Here is a 20,061-nt window from a genome sequence, read left to right as displayed (position 1 = left end):
CGCGGTCGTGGAGCCGGGCGGCCACGTGGAGTCTGGTGTGACGGTTGCCACTCGGCGAACAGGCGCATCGGCGACCTTCCCCCTCTGTCCTCGCACAAGCCCCACCCGGAATCCGGTCGAACGACCGCGGCAGGTGGGCCACAGCCCGGAACCTCGGAGTAACCATGGAATTGGATCTTCTGTACGCACTCACCAACCGCTCGGGCGAACAGTCCTGGCACGACGTGATGCTCGAAACCCGTCGACACACCGAGATGGCCGACCGGCTCGGATTCGACCGGATCTGGTTGGGGGAGCACCACTTCGACGTCGACGGCACCGATGCCAGCCCCAACCCGATCATGCTCGCCACCGACCTGGCCGCCCGCACCGAGCGGCTGCGGTTCGGCATGGCCGCCGTCTCGCTCACGCTGTGGCACCCGCTGCGCGTGGCCGAGGATCTGGCTCTGCTCGACCACTTCAGCAACGGTCGCCTCGACGTGGCCTTCGGCCGGGGCATCCTGCCCATCGAGGTGATGAACCTGAATCCGGCCGCGAATCGCTGGAACGGGTCCGACACCAGCAAGGCGATCTTCGACGAGCACCTGGCCATCGTCCGCAAGATATGGACCGAGGACGTCTTCAGCTGGGAAGGCGACCGATACACCTTCCCGGAGCCGGGCACCAAGTTCATCCACTCGCCGGGCGCCCCGATGCCGGAGGGCTGGGTGGGCGAGGACGGCAACCTCGTCGCCTTCGGCATGACCCCCAGGCCGTTCCAGCAGCCCACCCCGCCGCTGTTCGCTGTCACCGAGTCGATGGAGGGTTTCCTCGGCGCGGCCCGCAAGAACTTGCGTCCGATCACCTGGTATCCGACCGGCAAGGTCCTCGCCAACCTCTTCGAGAACTATCGCGACGAGGTGGCCGCGACCACCGGAACCATGCCCGCGCTCGGCGAGGGCTGCGGGGTGCTGCGACTGTGCTGCATCGCCGAGACCGCTGCCGAGGCCCGTCGGGTGGCCGAACCCGCGATCGTCGAGTTCTTCGAGTTCCTGTGCCGCGTCCGCGGTATCGGGGTGTGGCTCGACGCCGACGAGGACCCGAACGATCCCCGCTTCCGCGAGATGGACCCGTGGGACCTGCTGATGGAACGCGACCACCTGATGATCGGCTCGCCCGAGAGCGTCACCGAACGGATGACCCGGCTCACCGAGACCCACGGCATCCAGCACTGGCTGCTGCAGATGGGCGCGCCCGGCATCGCGGCGGCCGATGTGGACCGCTCACTGGAACTGTTCGCCGCCGAGGTGATGCCGCAGCTGCGCAAGCTCGATGCGTCGCTGCGCGTAGCGGGCTGACTCCCTTCCCCTCGAAAAGAGAAGAGACACAACATGACCGAGTACCTGAACCCTGGCGACCTGCTCTACCCGCGCTACGGCATGACCCCCGGCGTAGCCACCCGGGACTACGTCTTCGCGGGCGGTATGGCGCTGGATCTGGAGACGCTGCATCGCAAACCCGAGGCCGACACCATCGCCAACGAGACCAAGATCGCGCTGGCCGAGATCGAGGGCCTGCTGAAGGCGGCCGGGTGCGGGCTGGGCGACGTGGTCAAGACGACCTGCTACCTCAGCGACGACTCCTACCGCAAGGAGTTCTGGGAGGCCTACACCGAGGTCTTCGCGCCGGGACCGTTCCCCGCTCGCACGACGTTCGTGGTCGGCATCGCGGGGGACTGCCGCGTGGAGATCGACGCGATCGCCGTCCGGCCCCGGTAATCACCGTCAACCAGAAAGACAGGAACATTCCATGGAATTCGGCATCTTCATCCCGAGTGCGCGCAACGGCTACATCATGTCCGAGACCGCGCCGCAGTACTCGCCAACCTACGAGCACATGAGCGAGATCGTGCGGACCGGTGAGCAGAACGGTTTCTCGTTCGCGCTGTCGCTGTCGTGTCTGCGCGGCCACGGCGGCACCACCGGCTTCTGGGACGACGCGCTCGAGTCGATGACCCAGATGGCCGCGCTGGCCAGGGACACGACCTCGATGAAGCTGATCGGCTCGGTCAACATCCTGGCCATCCACCCCGCGATCGCGGCCAGGATGGCGATGACCATCGACTCCATCAGCGACGGCCGCTTCTCGCTCAATATCGTTCCCGGCGGCTGGCATCCGCGCGAACTCGAGGTGCTGAAGGTGTGGCCCGGCTACGAGTACAACAACTACCGCTGGCGCTACGCGGGCGAGTACTGCCAGGTGGTTCGTGACCTGTGGGAGAACGGGGTCACCAACTTCCAGGGCGAGTACTTCCAGTACGAGGACCTGCGGATGGGCCCGAAACCCCAGCACCACATGAACATCGTGTGCGCGGGCGCCTCCGACGACGCGATCAAGTTCACCACCAAGTACGCCGACTACTCCTTCCGTCTCGCGTGGGGCGGGCAGGAGGCGCTGCGCGGGGTGGTCGACCGGTTCGGCGCGCAGATGGAGGAGGCGGGCCGGACGATCAAGCCGTACGTGGCGCTGGGCGTGGTCCTCGGTGACACCGACGAGGAGGCCGAGGCCAAACTGCAGAACTACGTCGATCACGCCGACCTGGCCGCGATCGAGTACATGGTGAGCGGCGCGGTGACCGACACCGCGCAGGGCGGCACCTCCGAGATCCTGGCAAGCATGGACCGCAAGGGCGCCGTCCAGATGTCGACGGACTTCATCACCGGCTCACCGGCCAGCATCGCCCGCCAGCTCGACGAATGGGCCGAGATCGACGGCGTCGCCGGATACATGCTGATCTTCCCCGACTACGTCGAGGACATCAAACGCATGGGCAGCGAAGTGTTCCCGCTGATGAAGAACTTCACCGCGACCACCGCCACACCCGCCTCCGTCTGACCCGAGTTCCCGGCCGCCGCGCCCGCGGCGGCCGGGAACCATCCACAAAGGATTCGCAGCTATGACCATGACCCTGCACTCCGACGGCCTGCGCACGCGGGTCGCCGAGGCACAACAGATGTTGATCGGCGGTGAGTGGGTGCAGGCCTGTTCGGGCCGCACGCTCGCGGTGGAGGACCCGGCGACCGGCGCCGTCGTCGCCCAGGTTCCCGCCGGGGACAGCGCGGACGTCGACCGCGCTGTCGCGGCGGCGCGTGCGGCGCTGCGCGGACCGTGGCGTCTGCTCACCCCGCAGGAACGGGGGAAGCTGATCTGGCGGCTCGCCGATCTGCTCGAGGCCCATGCCGGGGAGCTCGCCGAATTGGAAGCGCTGGACGCGGGCATGCCGATCGCGGAGGCGCGGTATGTCGACGTGGCGCTCTCGATCGACATCCTGCGCTACTACGCGGGCTGGCCGACGAAGATCACCGGCGACACCATCCCGGTGTCGTTCCCGATGAACTTCGGCGGCCCGTACCACGCGTACACGGTGCGCGAACCGCTCGGTGTGGTGGCCGCGATCGTGCCGTGGAACCTGCCGTTGCTGATGACGGTGAAGAAGCTCGCGCCCGCCCTGGCCACCGGCAACACCATCGTGGTGAAACCCGCTGAGCAGACGCCACTTTCCATCGCGTTGCTGGCGCGGCTGGTGCTGGAGGCCGGTATCCCCGAGGGTGTCGTCAACTACGTCACCGGTTACGGCGAGACCGTCGGTGCCGCCTTGGTCCGCCACCCCGGCGTGAACAAGGTGACCTTCACGGGTTCGGTGGCGACCGGCAAACTGATCGCCCGGGCCGCGACGGACACGCTCAAGCGCGTCTCTTTGGAATTGGGCGGCAAGTCACCGAACGTCGTCTTCGACGACGCCGACCTCGACAAGGCGATCCCGTCCGCGGCGCTGGCGATCTTCGCCTGCCAGGGTGAGAGCTGCGTGGCCGGTTCCCGGTTGTACGCGCAGCGCGGCGTGTACGACGAGGTCGTCGCGGGGCTGGCCGAGCGCGCCCGTGCCATCACCCTCGGCCCCGGCCTCGATCCGGCCAGTGAGATGGGGCCGTTGATCTCGGCCGAGCACCGGGAGAAGGTACTCGGGTATCTCGAACTCGGCCGGTCCGAGGGCGTGGAGTTCGCCGCTGGCGGAAATCGCCACGGCGACAAGGGTTTCTTCGTCGAACCGACCGTGCTCACCGGTGTCGATCGGCAGTCGCGCCTGCTGCGTGAGGAGATCTTCGGCCCCGTCCTGTCGGTGATTCCCTTCGACACCGAGGACGAGGTGCTCGCCTTGGCCAACGACACCGACTTCGGGCTCGGCGCGGGCGTCTGGACGCGCGATGTGAGCCGCGCGCACCGGTTCGCCGGAGCGCTCGAGAGCGGCCAGGTGTGGGTCAACTGCTATCAGGCCGTCGACGCCGCGCTCCCGTTCGGCGGGTACAAGCAGTCCGGGTGGGGTCGCGAGACCTGCCGGGAAAACCTCGACGAGTACCTCGAACTGAAGACCGTCGTGGTGAACCTGTGACGGGACGCGAGAACCGGCGATGAGTACCTACGACTACATCGTGGTCGGCGGCGGCAGCGCGGGATGCGTCGTCGCCGCCCGGCTCACCGAGGACCCCGCGGTGACGGTGCTGCTGCTCGAGGCGGGCGGCACCGAACAGCGGGCCGACGTCGAGACCGCCGCCGCCTGGCCGAGCCTGATCGGCGGCGACGCCGACTGGGGCTATGCGACGACCACGCAAACGGTCACCGGACGCAGCATCCCCGCCACCCGCGGCAAGGTTCTCGGTGGGTCCGGCTCGATCAACGTGATGGCCCACCTGCGCGGCCACCGACTCGACTTCGACGAGTGGGTACGGGCAGGTGCCGAAGGGTGGGGCTACGACGACGTCCTGCCGTATTTCCGGCGCAGCGAGCATGTTCCGGAGGGTGACCCACGCCACCGCGGCCGCGGTGGTCCGTTGCGCCCGCAGCCGATCCGCTCACCACACCCCCTGACGACCGCGCACCTCGAGGCGGCCCGGCGCGCCGGACACCGGGTCGTCGACGACCTCAACACCGGCGAACTGCTCGGCGCCGCCTGCCACGACCTGTTGCTCGAGGACGGGCACCGGCAGAGCACCGCCACCGCCTACCTGCGTCCGGTGATCGGCCGACCCAACCTGACGGTCCGCACCGGTGCCCAGGTGCGCGGACTGACGATGCGTGGCACGCGGTGCACGGGCGTGCGGTACGTGCGGGAAGGGCGTTCGGTCGAGGCGAGTGCCGCCACCGAAGTGGTGCTCTGCGCCGGAGCGGTGGACTCGCCGCGCTTGCTCATGCTGTCGGGAATCGGTCCGGCACAAGAGCTTTCGCGGCTCGGTATCGAACCCGTCGTCGACGCGCCCGAGGTCGGCGAGAACCTGCAGGACCACATCATGCTCGCCGGGGTGCGGGTGCGGGCCCAACGTCCGTTGCCGCCGCCGAGCGGGAACTACGCCGAGTCGACCCTGTTCCTGACGACCGACCCGGCGCAGACCCGACCGGAGTTGCAGATCGTGCAGATCCAGGTCGACTACCACCTGCCCTGGCAGCAACCTGTCGCCAACAGCTTCACCTTCGGCATCGGGCACATGCGTCCGCGCAGCCGGGGGACCGTCCGGCTGGCCGCCGCCGATCCCGACGTGCCCGCGGTGATCGATCCGCGCTACCTCAGCGCACCCGGCGACCTGGAACAGCTCGTCACGGGGATCGAGACCGTCGACAACTTGGTTCGCACGGGTGCGTTCGACGAGTGGGGCGGTGTTTCGGAGGCGGCGGTGCTGTTGCAGCTGAGCCCCACCGGCCTCGAGCGGGCGATTCACGACGCGGTGAGCAGCTTTTTCCATCTGTCCGGCACCTGCCGGATGGGCGCCGACCCTCGCGCGGTCGTCGACCCGCGGCTCCGGGTCAACGGCATCGAGAGCCTCCGCGTCGCCGATGCCTCGGTGATGCCGTCCATCGTCTCGTGCAATACCAACGCCACCGTCGTGATGATCGCCGAAAAGGCCGCCGACCTGCTGCGTGCCTGAAAACCACAGATTTCTCGAGAAGGAGTTACCGAAGTGACGTTCACAGAACTGGATTCGATCGCCGCCAACCTCATCGACGGAGAATGGGGGCCGGGGTCGGGCACGGCGACCATCGAGGTCTTCGACCCCGCCACCGGCAGCCGCATCGCCGAGGTGGCACCTGCCTCCATCGCCGACGCCGACGCCGCCGTTGCGGCCGCCCAGCGGGCCTTCCCCGAATGGAGCGCGCGCCCGCTGTCGGACCGGGTGCGCTTCCTCTACCGGATGCGTGGGCTGCTCGAGGACAACACCGAGGCGCTGGCCCGAGTGATCACCAGCGACCAGGGCAAGACCATCGAGGAAGCTCGCGGCGAGGTGGCCCGCGCCATGGACTTCCTCGAAACAGCCATCGCCGCGCCGATGCTGTACCACGGTGAGAGCGTCAACGTCACCACCGGACTCGACGCCCGCCGGGTGCGTGAGGCGCTCGGGGTGTGCCTGGCGGTGACTCCGTCGAACTTCCCGGTGATGAACACCGTGCAGTTCTCGGCGTGGGCGCTGGTCACCGGAAACACGTTGATCGTCAAGGCATCCGAGCAGGACCCGATCGCCTCCAGTGCGGCGATCCGGTTGTTGCAGCAGGCCGGGCTGCCCGCGGGTGTGCTCAATCTCGTACACGGGCGCGCCGATGTCGTCCAGCACCTGATCGCGCATCCGACGGTGCGGGCGGTCTCGTGCATCACCTCCTCGCCGACCGCCAAGGCCATCTACGCCCAGGCGGCCGCGGCGGGTAAGCGGGTGCAGGCCAACGGCGGCGCGAAGAACCCGATCGTCGTCGCCCCCGACGCCGATCTCGACCGGGCCGCGGCGGGCATCCTGTCGTCCTCCTACGGCATGGCCGGTCAGCGCTGCCTGGCGGGCAGCCGGGTCGTGGTGATCGGCGAGGTGTACGACGCGCTGATGGCGAAACTGGTGGCGGGTGCCGAGCAGATCGTCGTCGGCGCCGGGGCCGACGAGGGCGTCACCATGGGGCCGGTGGTCAGCGCGGCGAGCAAGGAACGCATCATCAGCGCCCTGGCGGAAGCCGAAAAGCTCGGGGCGACAATCGTTCTCGATGGACGCAAGGTCAAGCCGACCGGTGGCGCGGAGACCGAGGCGGGGTACTTCGTCGGCCCGACGATCGTCGCCGGACTCGACCCGAGGGAAGCGGTGGAACGGCGCGAACTGTTCGGCCCGGTGATCAATGTGCATCGCGTCGACTCCCTCGATGCCGCGATCGAACTGTCCAACGACACCGAATTCGGCAATGCCGCTTCGATTTTCACCACCTCCGGTGCGGTCGCCGCCGAGTTCGAACGTCGCGTGCGGGCGGGCAATGTCGGTGTCAACGCGTTCCCCGCCCCGCCGGCCAACGTGACGATGGGTGGATACGGCGAATCCTTCTACGGGGATTCGCATGTCTGCGGCGCCGCACCGCTCGACTTCTTCACCGACCAGAAGCTGGTGGTGTCGCGGTGGTGAACCCGGCCTTCGTGATCGACGCGGTGCGCTCACCCATGGGGCGCGCCCGCGCCGGTGGCGCGCTGGCGGACGTGCATCCGGTCGAGCTGCTCGCCCAGGTGATTTCGGCGTTGATCGAGCGGACCGCCGTCGATCCGGGTGAAGTCGAGGACCTGCTGGTCGGCTGTGTGACGCAGTCGGCGGAGCAGTCGGGCAACATCGGCCGGATGGCGTGGTTGGCCGCGGGTCTGCCCGAACACGTGCCCTCGGTGACGATCGAACGCAAATGCGGGTCGGGGCAGCAGGCGCTGCAATTCGCCGCCCAGGGCGTGATGGCGGGCTCCTACGACATCGTCATCGCGGCCGGGGTGGAATCGATGAGCCGGGTGCCGATCGGCTCCAACCGGCAAGGCGCCGACATCTACGGATCGTCGGTGACCGAACGGTACGCACCCGGCCTCGTATCCCAGGGTGTCGCGGCCGAACTCGTCGCGCAGCGATGGGGAATCGGACGCGACCGGCTCGACGAATTCGCCGCGCGCTCACACGAATTGGCGCACACGGCGGATTCGGCGGGTGCGTTCGAGCGGGAGATCGTGCCGATCACCGTGCCCGGTACCGGGACGGTGGTTGATCGTGACGAAACGATCCGGCCCGGGACCACCGCCGACAAGATCGGCGCGTTGGCCCCGGCGTTCCGCACCGACGAACTGGCCGCGCGGTTCCCCGAGCTCGACTGGCGGGTCACGGCGGCGAGCTCGTCACAGCTGACCGACGGCGCGAGCGCGGTGCTGATCGCGAGCGAACGCGCCGCCCGGCGGATGGGCTGGCAGCCCCGTGCCAGGTTCCACGGGTTCCACGCCTGCGGCGACGACCCACTGTTGATGTTGACCGCACCCATCGCGGCCACCAGGACGCTGCTCGCGCGCACCGGGCTCGGACTCGACGAGATGGACCATGTCGAGGTGAACGAGGCGTTCGCGTCGGTGCCGTTGGCCTGGGCCGACGAACTCGGCGCCGACCCCGAGCGGCTGAACCCGCGCGGCGGCGCGATCGCGCTGGGTCATCCACTCGGCGCCACCGGGTGCAGGCTGCTCACCACGATGCTGCACGCCATGGAGGACAACGGCGGGCGCTACGGCCTGCAAACCGTGTGCGAGGCCGGTGGCATGGCCAATGCGCTGGTACTGCAACGAGATTGACGTGTGCTCGGCCGTGACCGGGCAGTCAGGAGAATGGCGATGAACAGCAGGGTCCAGTGGGACGACGTGGAGCGGGCGATCGCCGACATCGCCGCGGGCAAACCCGTGGTCGTCGTCGACGACGAGGACCGGGAGAACGAGGGCGACATCATCTTCGCCGCGGCGAAAGCCACCCCCGAGCTGATGGCGTTCACCATCCGGCACTCCAGCGGGGTGATCTGTGTGCCGATGGCGGGGGAGTGGCTCGACCGCCTCGACATCGGGTTGATGACGCCGCACAACCAGGACCCGTTGCGCACCGCCTACACGGTGTCGGTGGACGCGAGTTCCGGTGTCACCACCGGGATCTCGGCCGCCGACCGCTCCCGCACCGCCCAGGTCCTCGCCGATCCGTCGTCGGTCGCGGCGGACCTGAACCGGCCCGGTCACGTCTTTCCGCTGCGCTGCCGCGAGGGCGGAGTGCTCGTTCGGCGCGGACACACAGAAGCCGCGGTGGACCTGGCCCGACTGGCGGGCCTCCCACCGGTCGGTGTGTTGGTCGAGCTGGTGGAGGACGATGGCACCATGAAGCGCGGCCCGGGCCTGCGTGCCTTCGCCGACGAACACGGACTGACGATGATCTCCATCGAGAGCCTGGTGCGCTACCGGCGCCGACACGAACGCCTCGTGGAACGTGTCGCCGAAACCCGGCTACCGACCCGGTCCGGTGACTTCACCGCCGTGGGCTATCGGTCCGTCGAGGACGGGGTCGAGCACATCGCCCTCGTCCTCGGCGACGTGTCCGGACCGGAGCCCGTCCTCACCCGTGTGCACTCGGAATGTCTCACCGGTGACGTCTTCGGTTCCCGCCGCTGCGATTGCGGCGCGCAACTGGGCGAGGCGATGGACCGCATCGCCGCGCGCGGCCGCGGCGTCGTGATCTACCTGCGCGGACACGAAGGCCGAGGCATCGGACTGGCCGACAAGCTCCGGGCCTATCGTCTCCAGGACGACGGCGCCGACACCGTCGACGCCAACATCGCGCTCGGTCTGCCGGTCGACGCCCGCGACTACGGTGCGGCCGCCCAGATGCTGCGCGAATTGGACATCAGCGCGGTGCGGCTGTTGACGAACAACCCCGACAAGGCGATGGCGTTGGCGGACAACGGGATTCGAGTGTCGTCGCTGCTGCCGCTCACCGTGGAGGCCGACCCGCACAGCGCCGCGTATCTGCGCACCAAACGGGAGCGGATGGGTCACGCGCTGCCGGATCTCCTGTCGCCGAGCGACGACCGGCTCCAAGTGGGCAGCACGGCGTCGGCCACGGAAATTCTCGAGTACTCCTGAGCCGGTGGTCTTGCCCCCGACACGAGACGGCCGGTAGTCGCCGCGCGACTACCGGCCGTCTGCCGGGTACTGCGATATCGGTGCCTCAGATGTGCTTGGCGAGAAACGGAATCACTTTCTCCAGCGCGGCGCCCGCGCCCTGGGGCTGATCGTAGAGGTCGTAATGTGACACGTCCTTCAGGACGACGAGCTCCTTGTCCGCCGAGGCGGCACGGTTGTAGATCTCATAGCCGTCGCGATAGGCGCCGAACGCGCCGGGCTTGTCACCGATGACGATCAGTGCGGGTTGGGTGAGCAGAACTTCGGAGAGGTGGAACGCGTCCCAGCCGAGCGCCGACGCACCGTGGGCGATGTCGAACGTCGCCGGACCGTTGGGCGCCTGACCGCGGGGCGTGCAGTAATAGTCGTACGCCTCGATGACGTCGATGTCGCCGATCTGCTGGGCGACCTCGGCCGAGGGCGGCAGTGCGGCGCTGACCTCGCCCTCGGCGCCACCGAGTTCGGCCGACCGCTGTTTGGCGACTGCCTCGAGAGCCGCGACGGGCCCGCCCTGAGCGAGCGAGTTCTCGCGCACCATCCGGCCGTAGTTGACGCCGGTGATCGAAACCACTGCCTTGAACCGGCGCTCGGTCATCGTGGCGTTGAGCGAATAACCGCCACCGCCGCACACACCGAGGACACCGATCCGGTCCTTGTCGACGTAGGGCAGGGTCATCAGATAGTCGGCTACCCGCCGGAAGTCCTCCACCCGCTGCGTCGGATCCTCGACACGGCGCGGGCTGCCGCCGCTCTCGCCCTGGAAGCTCGCGTCGAAGGCGATGGCTACATAGCCTTCCTCGGCCAGGCGGGTCGCAAAGATGTTGCCCGCGGTCTGTTCCTTGCAGCTACCGATCGGATGCGCGCAGACGATCGTCGGGTAGGTCTTCGAACGGTCGAACGCAGGCGGGAAGTACAAATCCGCGGCGATGTCCCACGCCATATCCGGATTGCGGAACTTGACGTGCTCGATGTTGTCGGTTGCCACCAGCTAGCTCCTTTCACCACCGCCCGCACGACTGGCACGAGGGATTTCGAACCGGCCGACATCTTCGACCTGTTCACAGTCTTCACCGTTAGCCGCCGGATAACCAGGGAGGAATTTCGCCCCGGGTGTTCCCCGTGGTGTTCAGCGCCTTCCTGGGAGGGATTTCTCCCCTGCAACAGGGGGTCGGCGGGTGCCACCATCGAGTCGAACATCAGCACGGCCGAGTGCTGTGGGCCGATCGCACCTACCGCATCGACGCCGGGGAAGGGGTCGTGCGGCGTGAATTGAGGAGACCGTCATTTCTACGAATAATTCCGGGCAGACGTCGCGGCACGCGGCGGCACTGATCGTCGGCGGCTCGCTGGGCGGGTTGACAACGGCGCTCGCGTTGGCGGCTCGCGGCACAGCGGTGACCGTGCTCGAGCGGACATCCGGGCGCACCCAACGTGGTGTGGCGATTCTGGTATCGGGCGCCAGTCTGCGTCGGGCGCTCGGTCGGCAAGCGCGCGAGATCGTCGGCAAGGCGCTCGGGCCCGCCTCGATGCGCCAGGGTGTGTACCCGCACTCCTGGTGGGACGTGTACTCGGCGTTGCGCGCCGCCGCCGACGCGGAGCCGCTCGTCACGGTGGTCGAGAACGCGCATGTCGTCGAGGTCGGACAGGACGACACCACCGCCTGGGCCAGGGAGGCGGACGGCTCCACGTGGACCGGCGACGTCCTCCTCGGAGCGGACGGGTATCGCAGCGTGGTGCGCCGCTGGGTGGACGAGTCCCGCCCTGTCGCCGACTACGCGGGCTACGTCGTGTGGCTGGGCCAGTCGGAGTTGCCCGAGTCCTATCTCGATCGGACCAGCGGCCCGGACTTCTTCTCCGGCGAGGACGACATGCTCGCGGTGTACCCACTGATCGACCGCGACGGGGGCGTCACCCGCTACGGGTGGGGCTGGTTCGATCCGCACCACACCTCGCTGTTCCAGCGGATCGGCGCGATCGAGGGCACCGAGGTCAAACACACGCCGCGCGTGGACGCGATTCCCGCCGAGGTGTACGAGGAGATGGTGCGCACCGCCGAGCAGCGGTGGTCCGAACCGTGGCGTACGGGGGTTGTCGAAGCGTTCCAGGCGAGGGAGGTGGTGGCCACCCCGATCACCGAGTATTTGCCGCATCGAGTGGTCAACGGCCGCATCGGTGTGCTCGGTGACGCCGCGCACGCCCAAACACCCATGACCGGTGCGGGATTCGAAGAGGCGGTTGCGGACGCGGCGGCGCTGGCCGAGGCGCTCGACGGCGTCGAGGTCGAAGAAGGCCTGGCGCGCTACGAATCCGCCCGGTTGGTGGGAATGCGCAACCGGGTGTCGGCGGGGCAGTCGTTCAGCCGATCCTTCGCGGGCGTCTGAACCTCGCTCGACGCTGTCGTCGATCAGGTCGACGGCTCCTTCGGTCGGGTGTGCAGGGTCTCCGGCGTGTAGGCCGCACCCGTCGACACCAGGTGCTCGATCTCGTCGTCACCGAACCCGTACTCGCTGAGTACTTGTATCGAGTTCTCGCCGAGTCTCGGTGCGGGGTAACGCAATTCGGGCTTGTCGTCGCTCCATTGCTGCGGGATGCCGAGCGATCGCAGCAGGCCCTCGGTCGGGTGTTCCTCCTCGATGAAGAACCCGACGTCTTTCATGTGCGGATCGTCGAGGAGGGTTTCGGGGGTGTTCATCTCGATGGCGGGGATGTCGGCTTCGGCGAGGATCCGCACCCACTCGGCCGTCGTCTTGGTTTCGAGTACTTCGGCGAGGAAGCGGTAGAGCAGGCCGATGTTCTCGGTGCGTCCGCCGATATCGGCGAAGCGTGGGTCTTGCGCCATCTCCGGCTTGCCCGCCAGGGCGAAGAAACGGTGCCAGTGCTTGTCGTTGTAGACGTTCACGCCGAGATAACCGTCACGGGTCCGGTACGGGCGGCGATCGGAGTTCATCATCCGGGCGTACCCGGAGGTGCCGATCGAGGGGATGAAGGTGTGACCGTAGAGGTGGTCGCCCATGGCGAACTGGGCGAATGTCTCGAACATCGGGACCTGCACCTCCTGGCCGTGTCCCGAGCGTTCGCGGCGGTACAGCGCGGTGGTGATGGCGTTGGCCGCGGCCATGCCGACGACGCGGTCGGCGATCGCGGTGGCGATGTAGGTGGGCTCACCGGTTTTGCGGCTCTGCAGGACCGGCATGCCGACGGCGGCCTGGATCAGGTCGTCGTAGGCGGGCCGGTCGGCGTAGGGCCCGTTCTGGCCGAAACCGAAAGCGCCGCAGTAGATGAGACGCGGATTGCGCTCGCGGACCTGCTCGTAGGCCAAACCCAGGCGCGCCATCGACTTCGGGCGCAGGCTGTAGAGCAGCACATCGGCCGAGGCCAGCATGCGCTGGAGCGCGGCGTTGCCGTCGGCGGACTTGAGATCGAGCACAACGCTGCGCTTGTTGCGATTGAGGTGCAGGAAGATCGCGCCCATGCCGGGGTTGCGACGTGGGCCGACCCCACGGGTGGTGTCCCCGGCCGTCGACTCGATCTTCACTACATCGGCGCCCATGTCGGCCAGCAGCAGGGTCGCGAACGGGCCCATGAAGTTCGAGGTGAGGTCGAGGATGCGCACGCCGTCGAGCGGTCCGGTCATGTTCGTCTCTTTTCGTGAATGGGGGAACCCGGCCGGGGCAGCTCACCGGCAGCGATCGTGTGCCGGGAGAACCCGAGGTTCCGTCACCGGCTGACCTCATCGTAGGCCGGTGGGCAGCTCGAACCCAGTGACGTGTTCCGAAGCGGGAATTCGCGAGGGTCGAATCGCGGGCGATCACCATGCGGCAGAAGTTATTACTGGGCTACAGCGTTCATAGGAAGAATCTTTCCCATTGTCGGTGGCTCCAGCAGGAGAGAAGGTTGTCGCATCGGCTTCGAGCCGGAACAGATCTCATCGAAAGGATCGTGCCTGATGCGCACAAGCGTCACCTTCCCGAGCAACGGCCTGCGTCTGGCGGGCATCCTGTTCACCCCCGACAACCGCGGCGGCGAGCGCTTGCCCGCCGTGGTCGTGTCGCACCCCGGCGGTGGTGTGAAGGAGCAGACCGCCAGCGTCTACGCCCAGCGTCTGGCCGACAAGGGCTACGCCGCGCTCGTGTTCGACGCCGCCTACCAGGGCGAGAGCGAAGGCGAGCCGCGCTTCCTGGAAGACCCCTTCCAGCGCAGCGAGGACGTCAAGTCCGCCGTTACCTTCCTGACCACCCGCGACGACATCGACCCCGCCCGCATCGGTGCCCTCGGCATCTGCGCCTCCGGTGGTTATGTGCCTTTCGCCGCGCAGACCGACCACCGCATCAAGGCCGTGGCCACCGTCAGCGGTCTCGACATCGGCGACTACCTGAGCAACGGCCTCGGCCGCACCCAGGACCCGTCGGTCCTGCGGGAGATGCTCGACGCCGCCGGTGCGCTGCGCACCGCCGAGGCGCAGGGTGCCGAGCCGAACTACCAGATCTGGGCGCCGCCGAGCGCCGAAGGCCTCGAGCAGGCTCCAGATCTGTTCCGCGATGCCCACGACTACTACCGCACCCCTCGCGGGCAGCACGAGCGCTCGGAGAACAAGTGGCCGCTGCAGAGCATCGACCGCATCGCCCAGTTCGACGCGTACGCCAAGATCGCCATGATCTCCCCGCGTCCGCTGCTCATGATCGTCGGGTCGAAGGCCGACACCGCCTACTTCAGCGAGGAGGCCATCGCCAAGGCCGCCGAACCGAAGGAACTGTTCGTGGTCGACGGCGCGACCCACGTCGACCTCTACGACCTGGACCAGTACGTCACCCCCGCCGTGGACAAGCTCGACGAGTTCTTCGGTAAGGGTCTGGCTGGCTGATCCCGCCACCGTTCACACAGACGTCTGCCCCGCACGGGTGATCCTCGTGCGGGGCAGACGTTTTCGTCAGACGATGTTGCCGGGGAAGCTGCGGGTGCCCGGCAGGTTCTTGATGAACCACTCGCGCAGATCATCGAATCGGCCCTCTTCGGCCGACATGTCGATTGTCACCTGAATAGCCATGGAAGTGGGACTCCTGTCAAGGAATGGGAATGTTCGACGGAACTCCGGCAGCGAACGAGGTGACCGTAACCCGCATCACACCGGATGCCAATTGACGTTTCGGAATTCGGCGATTCGAATCGGGTGAAGTGCGTGCGCGCTCACGGTTTCGGAGTAGGCGAAGCGGTGGTTCGGAAAAAGTCAATTGCTCCGGTCGCGCGCATCGATAGGATCGAGGTCACACCCCTCGGGAAAATCTTCCTCCCGGTATCCGCTCGCGACGCGACGGTGACTTTCGCGATCGACAGCGCGACGCATTTCGGCTGTTCAGAGCCGCCGACTCCACAGGAAAGAAAAGCGTGAGGATACGAGACCATTCGGGCCGACGGCGTCGCTCGGCGTCGCTGGGCGTCCTGGCGGCCGCCGCATTGTTGATGCCCGTCCCGGCGAGCACCGCGCACGGCGCGCCCGGCGACGACTACCTCTACGTCACCGGAGCCGCTTCCGGCCGGTTGGTCGGGTACCGGGTGGGCCAGGGGGCGCAACCCCGTCTCGTCGCCGATGTGCCGACCGGATTCGGCAACCTGTCGGTGAAGGAGTCGGCCGATCACCGATTCCTCTACGTCCTGACCATCGCGCCGACCGCCGCGATCCGCGCCTACGAGATCGGCGGAGGCGGCGGGCTGACGCCGGTTCCCGGCACGCCGGTTGCTGTTCCAGCGTCCCCGCTCGGGATGAATCTGTCGCCCGACGGCAAGCATCTGGTGCTGTTGACCGGCCCCGATCTCGACGGGGGCGCCCGTCTTCAGGGGTACTCGGTGGCCGCCGACGGAGCGCCGTCGCCGCGTGGTGAGGCAGTGGCGATCGGTCCCGCGGGCTCTGCCGCGGGTGGGCCTGTGCCGATGCCGGTGGTCTCGCCGGACAACCTCAACGTCTATGTGAGCAACTATTCCGCCGGATCGGTGACCAGGTTCGAACTGCGCGCCGACAGCACCGTCTCGCCCGCGCGGGAAACGGTGCGCACTGGTGGCGGCCCGGTCAGCCCCACGTTCTCCCCGGACGGTCGGTACCTGTACACGTCCAACGAGCACAGCGGCGATGTCTCGGTCTTCCGGCAGCAGCCGAACACGGGTGCGCTGGTCGAGGTCGAGGGCTCACCGTTCCCGGCCGCCGGGGCGACCCCCCACGGCATCGGTCTCAGTCCTGACGGCCGGTTCCTCTACACCCCGAACGCGCTCACCAACGACATCAGCGGCTTCGCGGTCGAACCCGATGGCGCGCTGCGTCCGTTGCCGGGCTCGCCGTTCCCCGGCGGACCGGTCGGCACGATGCCGGGGCAGGTCTTCGTCTCGTCCGACGGTCAACGGCTCTACGCCGTGGATCTGGCCGGGGCCTCACCGCCTCCCGCGGCCGCGCTGCGCAGCTACCGCATTGCCACCGACGGCAGCCTGACGCAGGAACCCGGACTGCCGATCGGCACCGGACTGCTGTTTTCGGCCGCATCGATGCTCGTAGCCGGTCGATAGCACTGCGCGCGAAATGAGTGTCCAAGAATCTGGACACTCGTGTGATCTTTATTTCCCTACTGTCGAAACCGTGCCGCCTTGCATCGGTAACATTTGCCTGGCGGACGACCGAACCATTCACACATTCCCGCCCGGCCGGATTTTCCGGCAACTCGAAACAAAAGGTGAGAAATGACTGCCACCCTCCCCGAAACCGCCGCCGTCGACCGTGACGGTGTGCCGCATTATCGGTTGTTCATCGATGGCGCGTGGGTTGATACCGACACCGCGATTCCGGTGATCGACCCGGCCACCGAAGAGGTTGTGGTCACCGTCGCGCAGGCCGATACCAGCCACGTCGACGCGGCGGTCGCCGCCGCCAAGCGGACCCACGAGTCCGGTGTCTGGCGCAACACCCCGCCCGTCGAGCGGGCCGCGGTGATCGACCGTGTGATCGCCGCGCTGAGCGGCAAGATGGAGGAGCTGGCGGTGCTGAGCGCCAGGGAGACCGGCATGCCGGTGCGGCTGGCGGGCGCCATCGGTGTCGGCTTCCCGCTGATGCACCTGGGGCACTACGCGGAGCTGACCCGCACCTATGAGTGGGAACGCTCGGGACCTGTTGCCGGGCAAGTGCTTTCGGCGAGCTTCATTCGCAAGGAGCCGGTCGGTGTGTGCGCGGGTATCGTTCCGTGGAACTTCCCGGCGGTCATCGCCGTGTGGAAGTCCATCCCGGCGCTGGCGGCGGGCAACACCGTGGTCCTCAAGACCGACGAGAAGACCCCGATCTTCGCTCTCGAGCTCGCCCAGCTGCTGAAGGAAGCCGGACTGCCCGACGGCGCGCTCAACATCGTCGTCGGTGACGGCCCGACCGTCGGCGCCCACCTGGTGAAGCACCCCGACGTGCGGCTGGTGTCGTTCACCGGCTCCACCGCCACCGGCCGTCAGGTGATGGCCGACGCCTCGGGCACCGTCAAGCGCGTGCTGCTCGAACTCGGCGGCAAGGGCCCGAACATCGTGCTCGACGACGCCGATCTGACTGCGGCGGTGGACGGTTCGATCTACGCCTTCCTGCTGCACGCGGGCCAGGCGTGTGAGTCCGGCACCCGACTGCTGCTGCCCGCCTCGATCCACGACGAGTTCGTCGCCCGCCTGGTCGAACGGCTGAAGACCCTCAAGATCGGCAGCCCCCTTGATCCGGCCACCGATATCGGCGCGGTGATGAGCAAGACCCAGCACGAGCGGATCCTGGGCTACATCGAGAAGGGCAAGGCCGAGGGCGCCACGGTCGTCGCCGGTGGCGGCGTGCCGACCGGCGCTGGCTTCGAGAAGGGCTACTGGGTGGAGCCGACGGTGTTCACCGGTGTCACCAACGACATGACCATCGCCCGCGAGGAGATCTTCGGTCCCGTGCTCTCGGTGCTGAAGTACGACTCGGAGGACGAGGCGATCAAGATCGCCAACGACACCGAGTACGGCTTGGCCGCCGCGGTGTGGAGCCGCGACAACCAGCGCGCGCTCGCGGTGGCCCACCAGATCGAGGCCGGTTCGGTGTGGATCAACGACTACCACAACATCTCTCAGTACCTGCCGTTCGGCGGTTTCAAGCAGTCCGGTACCGGCCGTGAGCTCGGTCCGGACGCGCTCGACGAGTTCACCCAGGACAAGGGCATCACCCTCGACCTGTCCGGTGATGTCAGCCGCCGCGCCTACGGCCTGGTGCTGGGCACCCCACCCGCGGCCGAGTAGCACGTTCCCCCAGAACCCGCGCGCCCGAAGGGCGGGCCGTATCCGAAAGAGCCGGAGAATCCCATGATCAAAGCTCAGTTCACCCGCTACATCCACGATCTCGCATGAGCTTGGTCGTGGCAGTGCAAGAGGTGGTGCGGTCGGCGTTCGGGTCCGAGGTCGGGCACCTGCTCATCGATGGTGAGTGGGTGCCCGCCGCGGCGGGTTCGACGTTCGAGGTGATCGATCCGGGCACCGAGGAAGTCGTCGGTAGGGTCGCCGAGGCGGGGGTCGCCGATGTCGACGCCGCGGTCGCGGCGGCCCGGCGCGCTTTCGACGAGGAACGCTGGTTGCGGCTGTCCTCGGCGCAGCGCGGTGTGGTGCTGTGGCGGGTGGCCGAGCTGCTCGAGGCGAAGTCCGAGGAGATGGCCCGGCTCGAGAGCCTCGACGTCGGAATGCCTGTCTCGCAGGCGAAACTGATGCTCGCCGAGGCGGTCAACCAGTTCCGCTATTACGCGGGCTGGGCGGACAAGATCCAGGGCACCACCATCGAGATCGGGACCGCCGAGCGTCGGTTGCAGGGCGCGACCTACCGCGAACCGGTGGGCGTGGTGGCGATGATCGTGCCGTGGAACGCACCGCTGATCGCCATGTCGATGAAGTTGGCGCCCGCGCTGGCGGCCGGGTGCGCGTGTGTGCTCAAGCCGTCGGAGGAAGCGCCGCTCTCCGCGCTCGCCCTCGGCCGGATCCTGCTCGAGGCGGGCGTTCCGGCCGGTGTGGTCAACATCGTCACCGGTTTCGGGGCGACAGGCGCGGCGCTGGCCGAGCACCCCGGCGTCGACAAGATCAGCTTCACCGGGTCGACCGAAGTGGGTCGCAAGATCGTCGCGGCGGCCACCGGCAACCTGAAGAAGGTGTCGCTGGAACTGGGCGGCAAGTCGCCGGTGATCGTGCTGCCCGACGCCGATATCGCCGCCGCCGCGGCGGGGATCGCGATCGGCGTGTTCTGGAACTCGGGCCAGATCTGCACCTCGGGCACGCGGTTGTTCGCGCACGCCGACATCTACGACGAGTTGATCGAGGGAATCGCCGAGCAGGGCCGGGCCATGAAGGTCGGTTACGGCACCGACCCGGACGCGCTGCTCGGCCCGTTGATCTCCCAGCGACAGCTCGACCGGGTAGCAGGGTACGTCGAAGGCGGCAGAGCGGCGGGCGCGCGGGTCGTCAGCGGCGGCGAGCGATTGGACGGACGCGGCTACTACTACGCGCCGACCGTGGTGGCCGACGCGACACCGGACATGCGGATCGTCCGCGAGGAGATCTTCGGTCCGGTGATCGCGGCCATGTCGTTCACCGATCTCGATGCCGCGATCGCCTCGGCCAACGACACCGAGTACGGGCTGGCGGGCAGTGTCTGGACGCGCGATGTCGCGCTGGCTCATCGCGTCGCCCGCCGCCTGCGCGGCGGTCGCATCGGCGTGAACATCCACCGCGCCGGTGGCGTCCAGATGCCGATCGGCGGCTTCAAACAGTCCGGGTGGGGCCGAGAGAACGGCCCCGACGCGCTCGAGGAATACCTCGAGACCAAATCGGTCGTCACCCTGCTCGACCGCTGATGCAAACGAAGTATCCCCGATCCCGACTGCCGAAAGTTTGATCGACTATGGCGATTCTCAACGACGGCTTGGAACAGAAGATCCAATGGGTCGTCGACCTGGAGCAGATCAAGATGCTGATGGCGAAGTACTGCCACGGTATCGATCAGAAGGACGAGCAGACCTTCATGAGTATCTGGGCCGATGACGGTG

At 67.8% G+C, this 20,061-nt stretch carries 15 protein-coding genes; 13 read left to right on the top strand and 2 right to left on the bottom strand.

From position 1 onward, the window contains the following. Positions 1-164: 164 nt before the first annotated feature. From ACSVDM_RS27840 to ACSVDM_RS27805, 8 genes are all read left to right on the top strand, one after another. Positions 165-1,337, top strand: coding sequence for an LLM class flavin-dependent oxidoreductase (locus ACSVDM_RS27840; RefSeq protein ID WP_439268746.1), 1,173 nt, complete (start codon positions 165-167; stop codon positions 1,335-1,337). A gap of 33 nt (positions 1,338-1,370) precedes the next feature. Continuing rightward, the gene (locus ACSVDM_RS27835; protein WP_439268745.1) at positions 1,371-1,757 is read left to right on the top strand and encodes a RidA family protein; all 387 of its coding nucleotides are present in this window, start codon (positions 1,371-1,373) and stop codon (positions 1,755-1,757) included. Between the two features lie 31 nt (positions 1,758-1,788). After that, positions 1,789-2,874, top strand: coding sequence for an LLM class flavin-dependent oxidoreductase (locus ACSVDM_RS27830; RefSeq protein ID WP_439268744.1), 1,086 nt, complete (start codon positions 1,789-1,791; stop codon positions 2,872-2,874). 61 nt (positions 2,875-2,935) lie between these two features. After that, a complete protein-coding gene (locus ACSVDM_RS27825) occupies positions 2,936-4,426 on the top strand; it encodes an aldehyde dehydrogenase family protein (RefSeq protein WP_439268743.1) in 1,491 nt (496 codons plus the stop codon). Positions 4,427-4,445: 19 nt separating this feature from the next. Continuing rightward, on the top strand, positions 4,446-5,954 hold the full coding sequence (locus ACSVDM_RS27820; RefSeq protein WP_439268742.1) for a GMC family oxidoreductase: 1,509 nt from the start codon (positions 4,446-4,448) through the stop codon (positions 5,952-5,954). A gap of 33 nt (positions 5,955-5,987) precedes the next feature. Then, positions 5,988-7,454 carry an aldehyde dehydrogenase family protein gene (locus ACSVDM_RS27815; protein ID WP_439268741.1) on the top strand — a complete coding sequence of 489 codons (1,467 nt, stop codon included), beginning with the start codon at positions 5,988-5,990 and terminating at the stop codon, positions 7,452-7,454. Then, a complete protein-coding gene (locus ACSVDM_RS27810) occupies positions 7,451-8,635 on the top strand; it encodes a thiolase family protein (RefSeq protein ID WP_439268780.1) in 1,185 nt (394 codons plus the stop codon). Before ACSVDM_RS27815 ends, ACSVDM_RS27810 begins: the two co-directional genes overlap by 4 nt. A gap of 39 nt (positions 8,636-8,674) precedes the next feature. Next, on the top strand, positions 8,675-9,961 hold the full coding sequence (locus ACSVDM_RS27805) for a bifunctional 3,4-dihydroxy-2-butanone-4-phosphate synthase/GTP cyclohydrolase II (RefSeq protein ID WP_439268740.1): 1,287 nt from the start codon (positions 8,675-8,677) through the stop codon (positions 9,959-9,961). A gap of 85 nt (positions 9,962-10,046) precedes the next feature. Here the strand turns inward: ACSVDM_RS27805 and ACSVDM_RS27800 are convergent, their stop codons facing one another. Next, positions 10,047-10,985, bottom strand: coding sequence for an alpha/beta hydrolase (locus tag ACSVDM_RS27800; RefSeq protein WP_439268739.1), 939 nt, complete (start codon positions 10,983-10,985; stop codon positions 10,047-10,049). Positions 10,986-11,355: 370 nt separating this feature from the next. Here ACSVDM_RS27800 and ACSVDM_RS27795 point away from each other — a divergent pair, with 370 nt between their 5' ends. Further along, positions 11,356-12,381 carry an FAD-dependent monooxygenase gene (locus tag ACSVDM_RS27795; protein ID WP_439268738.1) on the top strand — a complete coding sequence of 342 codons (1,026 nt, stop codon included), beginning with the start codon at positions 11,356-11,358 and terminating at the stop codon, positions 12,379-12,381. 23 nt (positions 12,382-12,404) lie between these two features. Here the strand turns inward: ACSVDM_RS27795 and ACSVDM_RS27790 are convergent, their stop codons facing one another. Then, positions 12,405-13,634, bottom strand: a complete 1,230-nt coding sequence (locus tag ACSVDM_RS27790; RefSeq protein ID WP_439268737.1) for a CaiB/BaiF CoA transferase family protein — start codon at positions 13,632-13,634, stop codon at positions 12,405-12,407. A gap of 312 nt (positions 13,635-13,946) precedes the next feature. On the opposite strand from ACSVDM_RS27790, the gene ACSVDM_RS27785 reads away from it, so the two are divergent. From ACSVDM_RS27785 to ACSVDM_RS27770, 4 genes are all read left to right on the top strand, one after another. Then, the gene (locus tag ACSVDM_RS27785; protein ID WP_439268736.1) at positions 13,947-14,861 is read left to right on the top strand and encodes an alpha/beta hydrolase; all 915 of its coding nucleotides are present in this window, start codon (positions 13,947-13,949) and stop codon (positions 14,859-14,861) included. Between the two features lie 521 nt (positions 14,862-15,382). Continuing rightward, positions 15,383-16,549, top strand: a complete 1,167-nt coding sequence (locus ACSVDM_RS27780) for a lactonase family protein (RefSeq protein WP_439268735.1) — start codon at positions 15,383-15,385, stop codon at positions 16,547-16,549. A 171-nt stretch (positions 16,550-16,720) separates the two neighbouring features. Beyond that, the gene (locus ACSVDM_RS27775) at positions 16,721-18,274 is read left to right on the top strand and encodes an aldehyde dehydrogenase family protein (RefSeq protein ID WP_439268734.1); all 1,554 of its coding nucleotides are present in this window, start codon (positions 16,721-16,723) and stop codon (positions 18,272-18,274) included. A gap of 104 nt (positions 18,275-18,378) precedes the next feature. Then, positions 18,379-19,869: an aldehyde dehydrogenase family protein gene (locus tag ACSVDM_RS27770; protein ID WP_439268733.1), complete on the top strand. Its 1,491-nt coding sequence runs from the start codon at positions 18,379-18,381 to the stop codon at positions 19,867-19,869. The last annotated feature ends 192 nt before the right edge of the window (positions 19,870-20,061 follow it).

Source organism: Nocardia sp. JW2 (assembly GCF_051843015.1).
GTDB lineage: Bacteria > Actinomycetota > Actinomycetes > Mycobacteriales > Mycobacteriaceae > Nocardia > Nocardia coubleae.
The sequence above is the reverse complement of the archived record's forward strand: the minus strand, read 5'-3'. Positions and strand labels throughout refer to the sequence as shown.

Bases quoted from the DNA above. Each gene is read 5' to 3' on its own strand.
- ACSVDM_RS27835 (WP_439268745.1), top strand. From the start codon at position 1,371: ATGACCGAGTACCTGAACCCTGGCGACCTGCTCTACCCGCGCTACGGC.
- ACSVDM_RS27840 (WP_439268746.1), top strand. From the start codon at position 165: ATGGAATTGGATCTTCTGTACGCACTCACCAACCGCTCGGGCGAACAG.
- ACSVDM_RS27775 (WP_439268734.1), top strand. From the start codon at position 16,721: ATGACTGCCACCCTCCCCGAAACCGCCGCCGTCGACCGTGACGGTGTG.
- ACSVDM_RS27790 (WP_439268737.1), bottom strand. From the start codon at position 13,634: ATGACCGGACCGCTCGACGGCGTGCGCATCCTCGACCTCACCTCGAAC.
- ACSVDM_RS27820 (WP_439268742.1), top strand. From the start codon at position 4,446: ATGAGTACCTACGACTACATCGTGGTCGGCGGCGGCAGCGCGGGATGC.
- ACSVDM_RS27770 (WP_439268733.1), top strand. From the start codon at position 18,379: ATGAGCTTGGTCGTGGCAGTGCAAGAGGTGGTGCGGTCGGCGTTCGGG.
- ACSVDM_RS27830 (WP_439268744.1), top strand. From the start codon at position 1,789: ATGGAATTCGGCATCTTCATCCCGAGTGCGCGCAACGGCTACATCATG.
- ACSVDM_RS27785 (WP_439268736.1), top strand. From the start codon at position 13,947: ATGCGCACAAGCGTCACCTTCCCGAGCAACGGCCTGCGTCTGGCGGGC.
- ACSVDM_RS27825 (WP_439268743.1), top strand. From the start codon at position 2,936: ATGACCATGACCCTGCACTCCGACGGCCTGCGCACGCGGGTCGCCGAG.
- ACSVDM_RS27805 (WP_439268740.1), top strand. From the start codon at position 8,675: ATGAACAGCAGGGTCCAGTGGGACGACGTGGAGCGGGCGATCGCCGAC.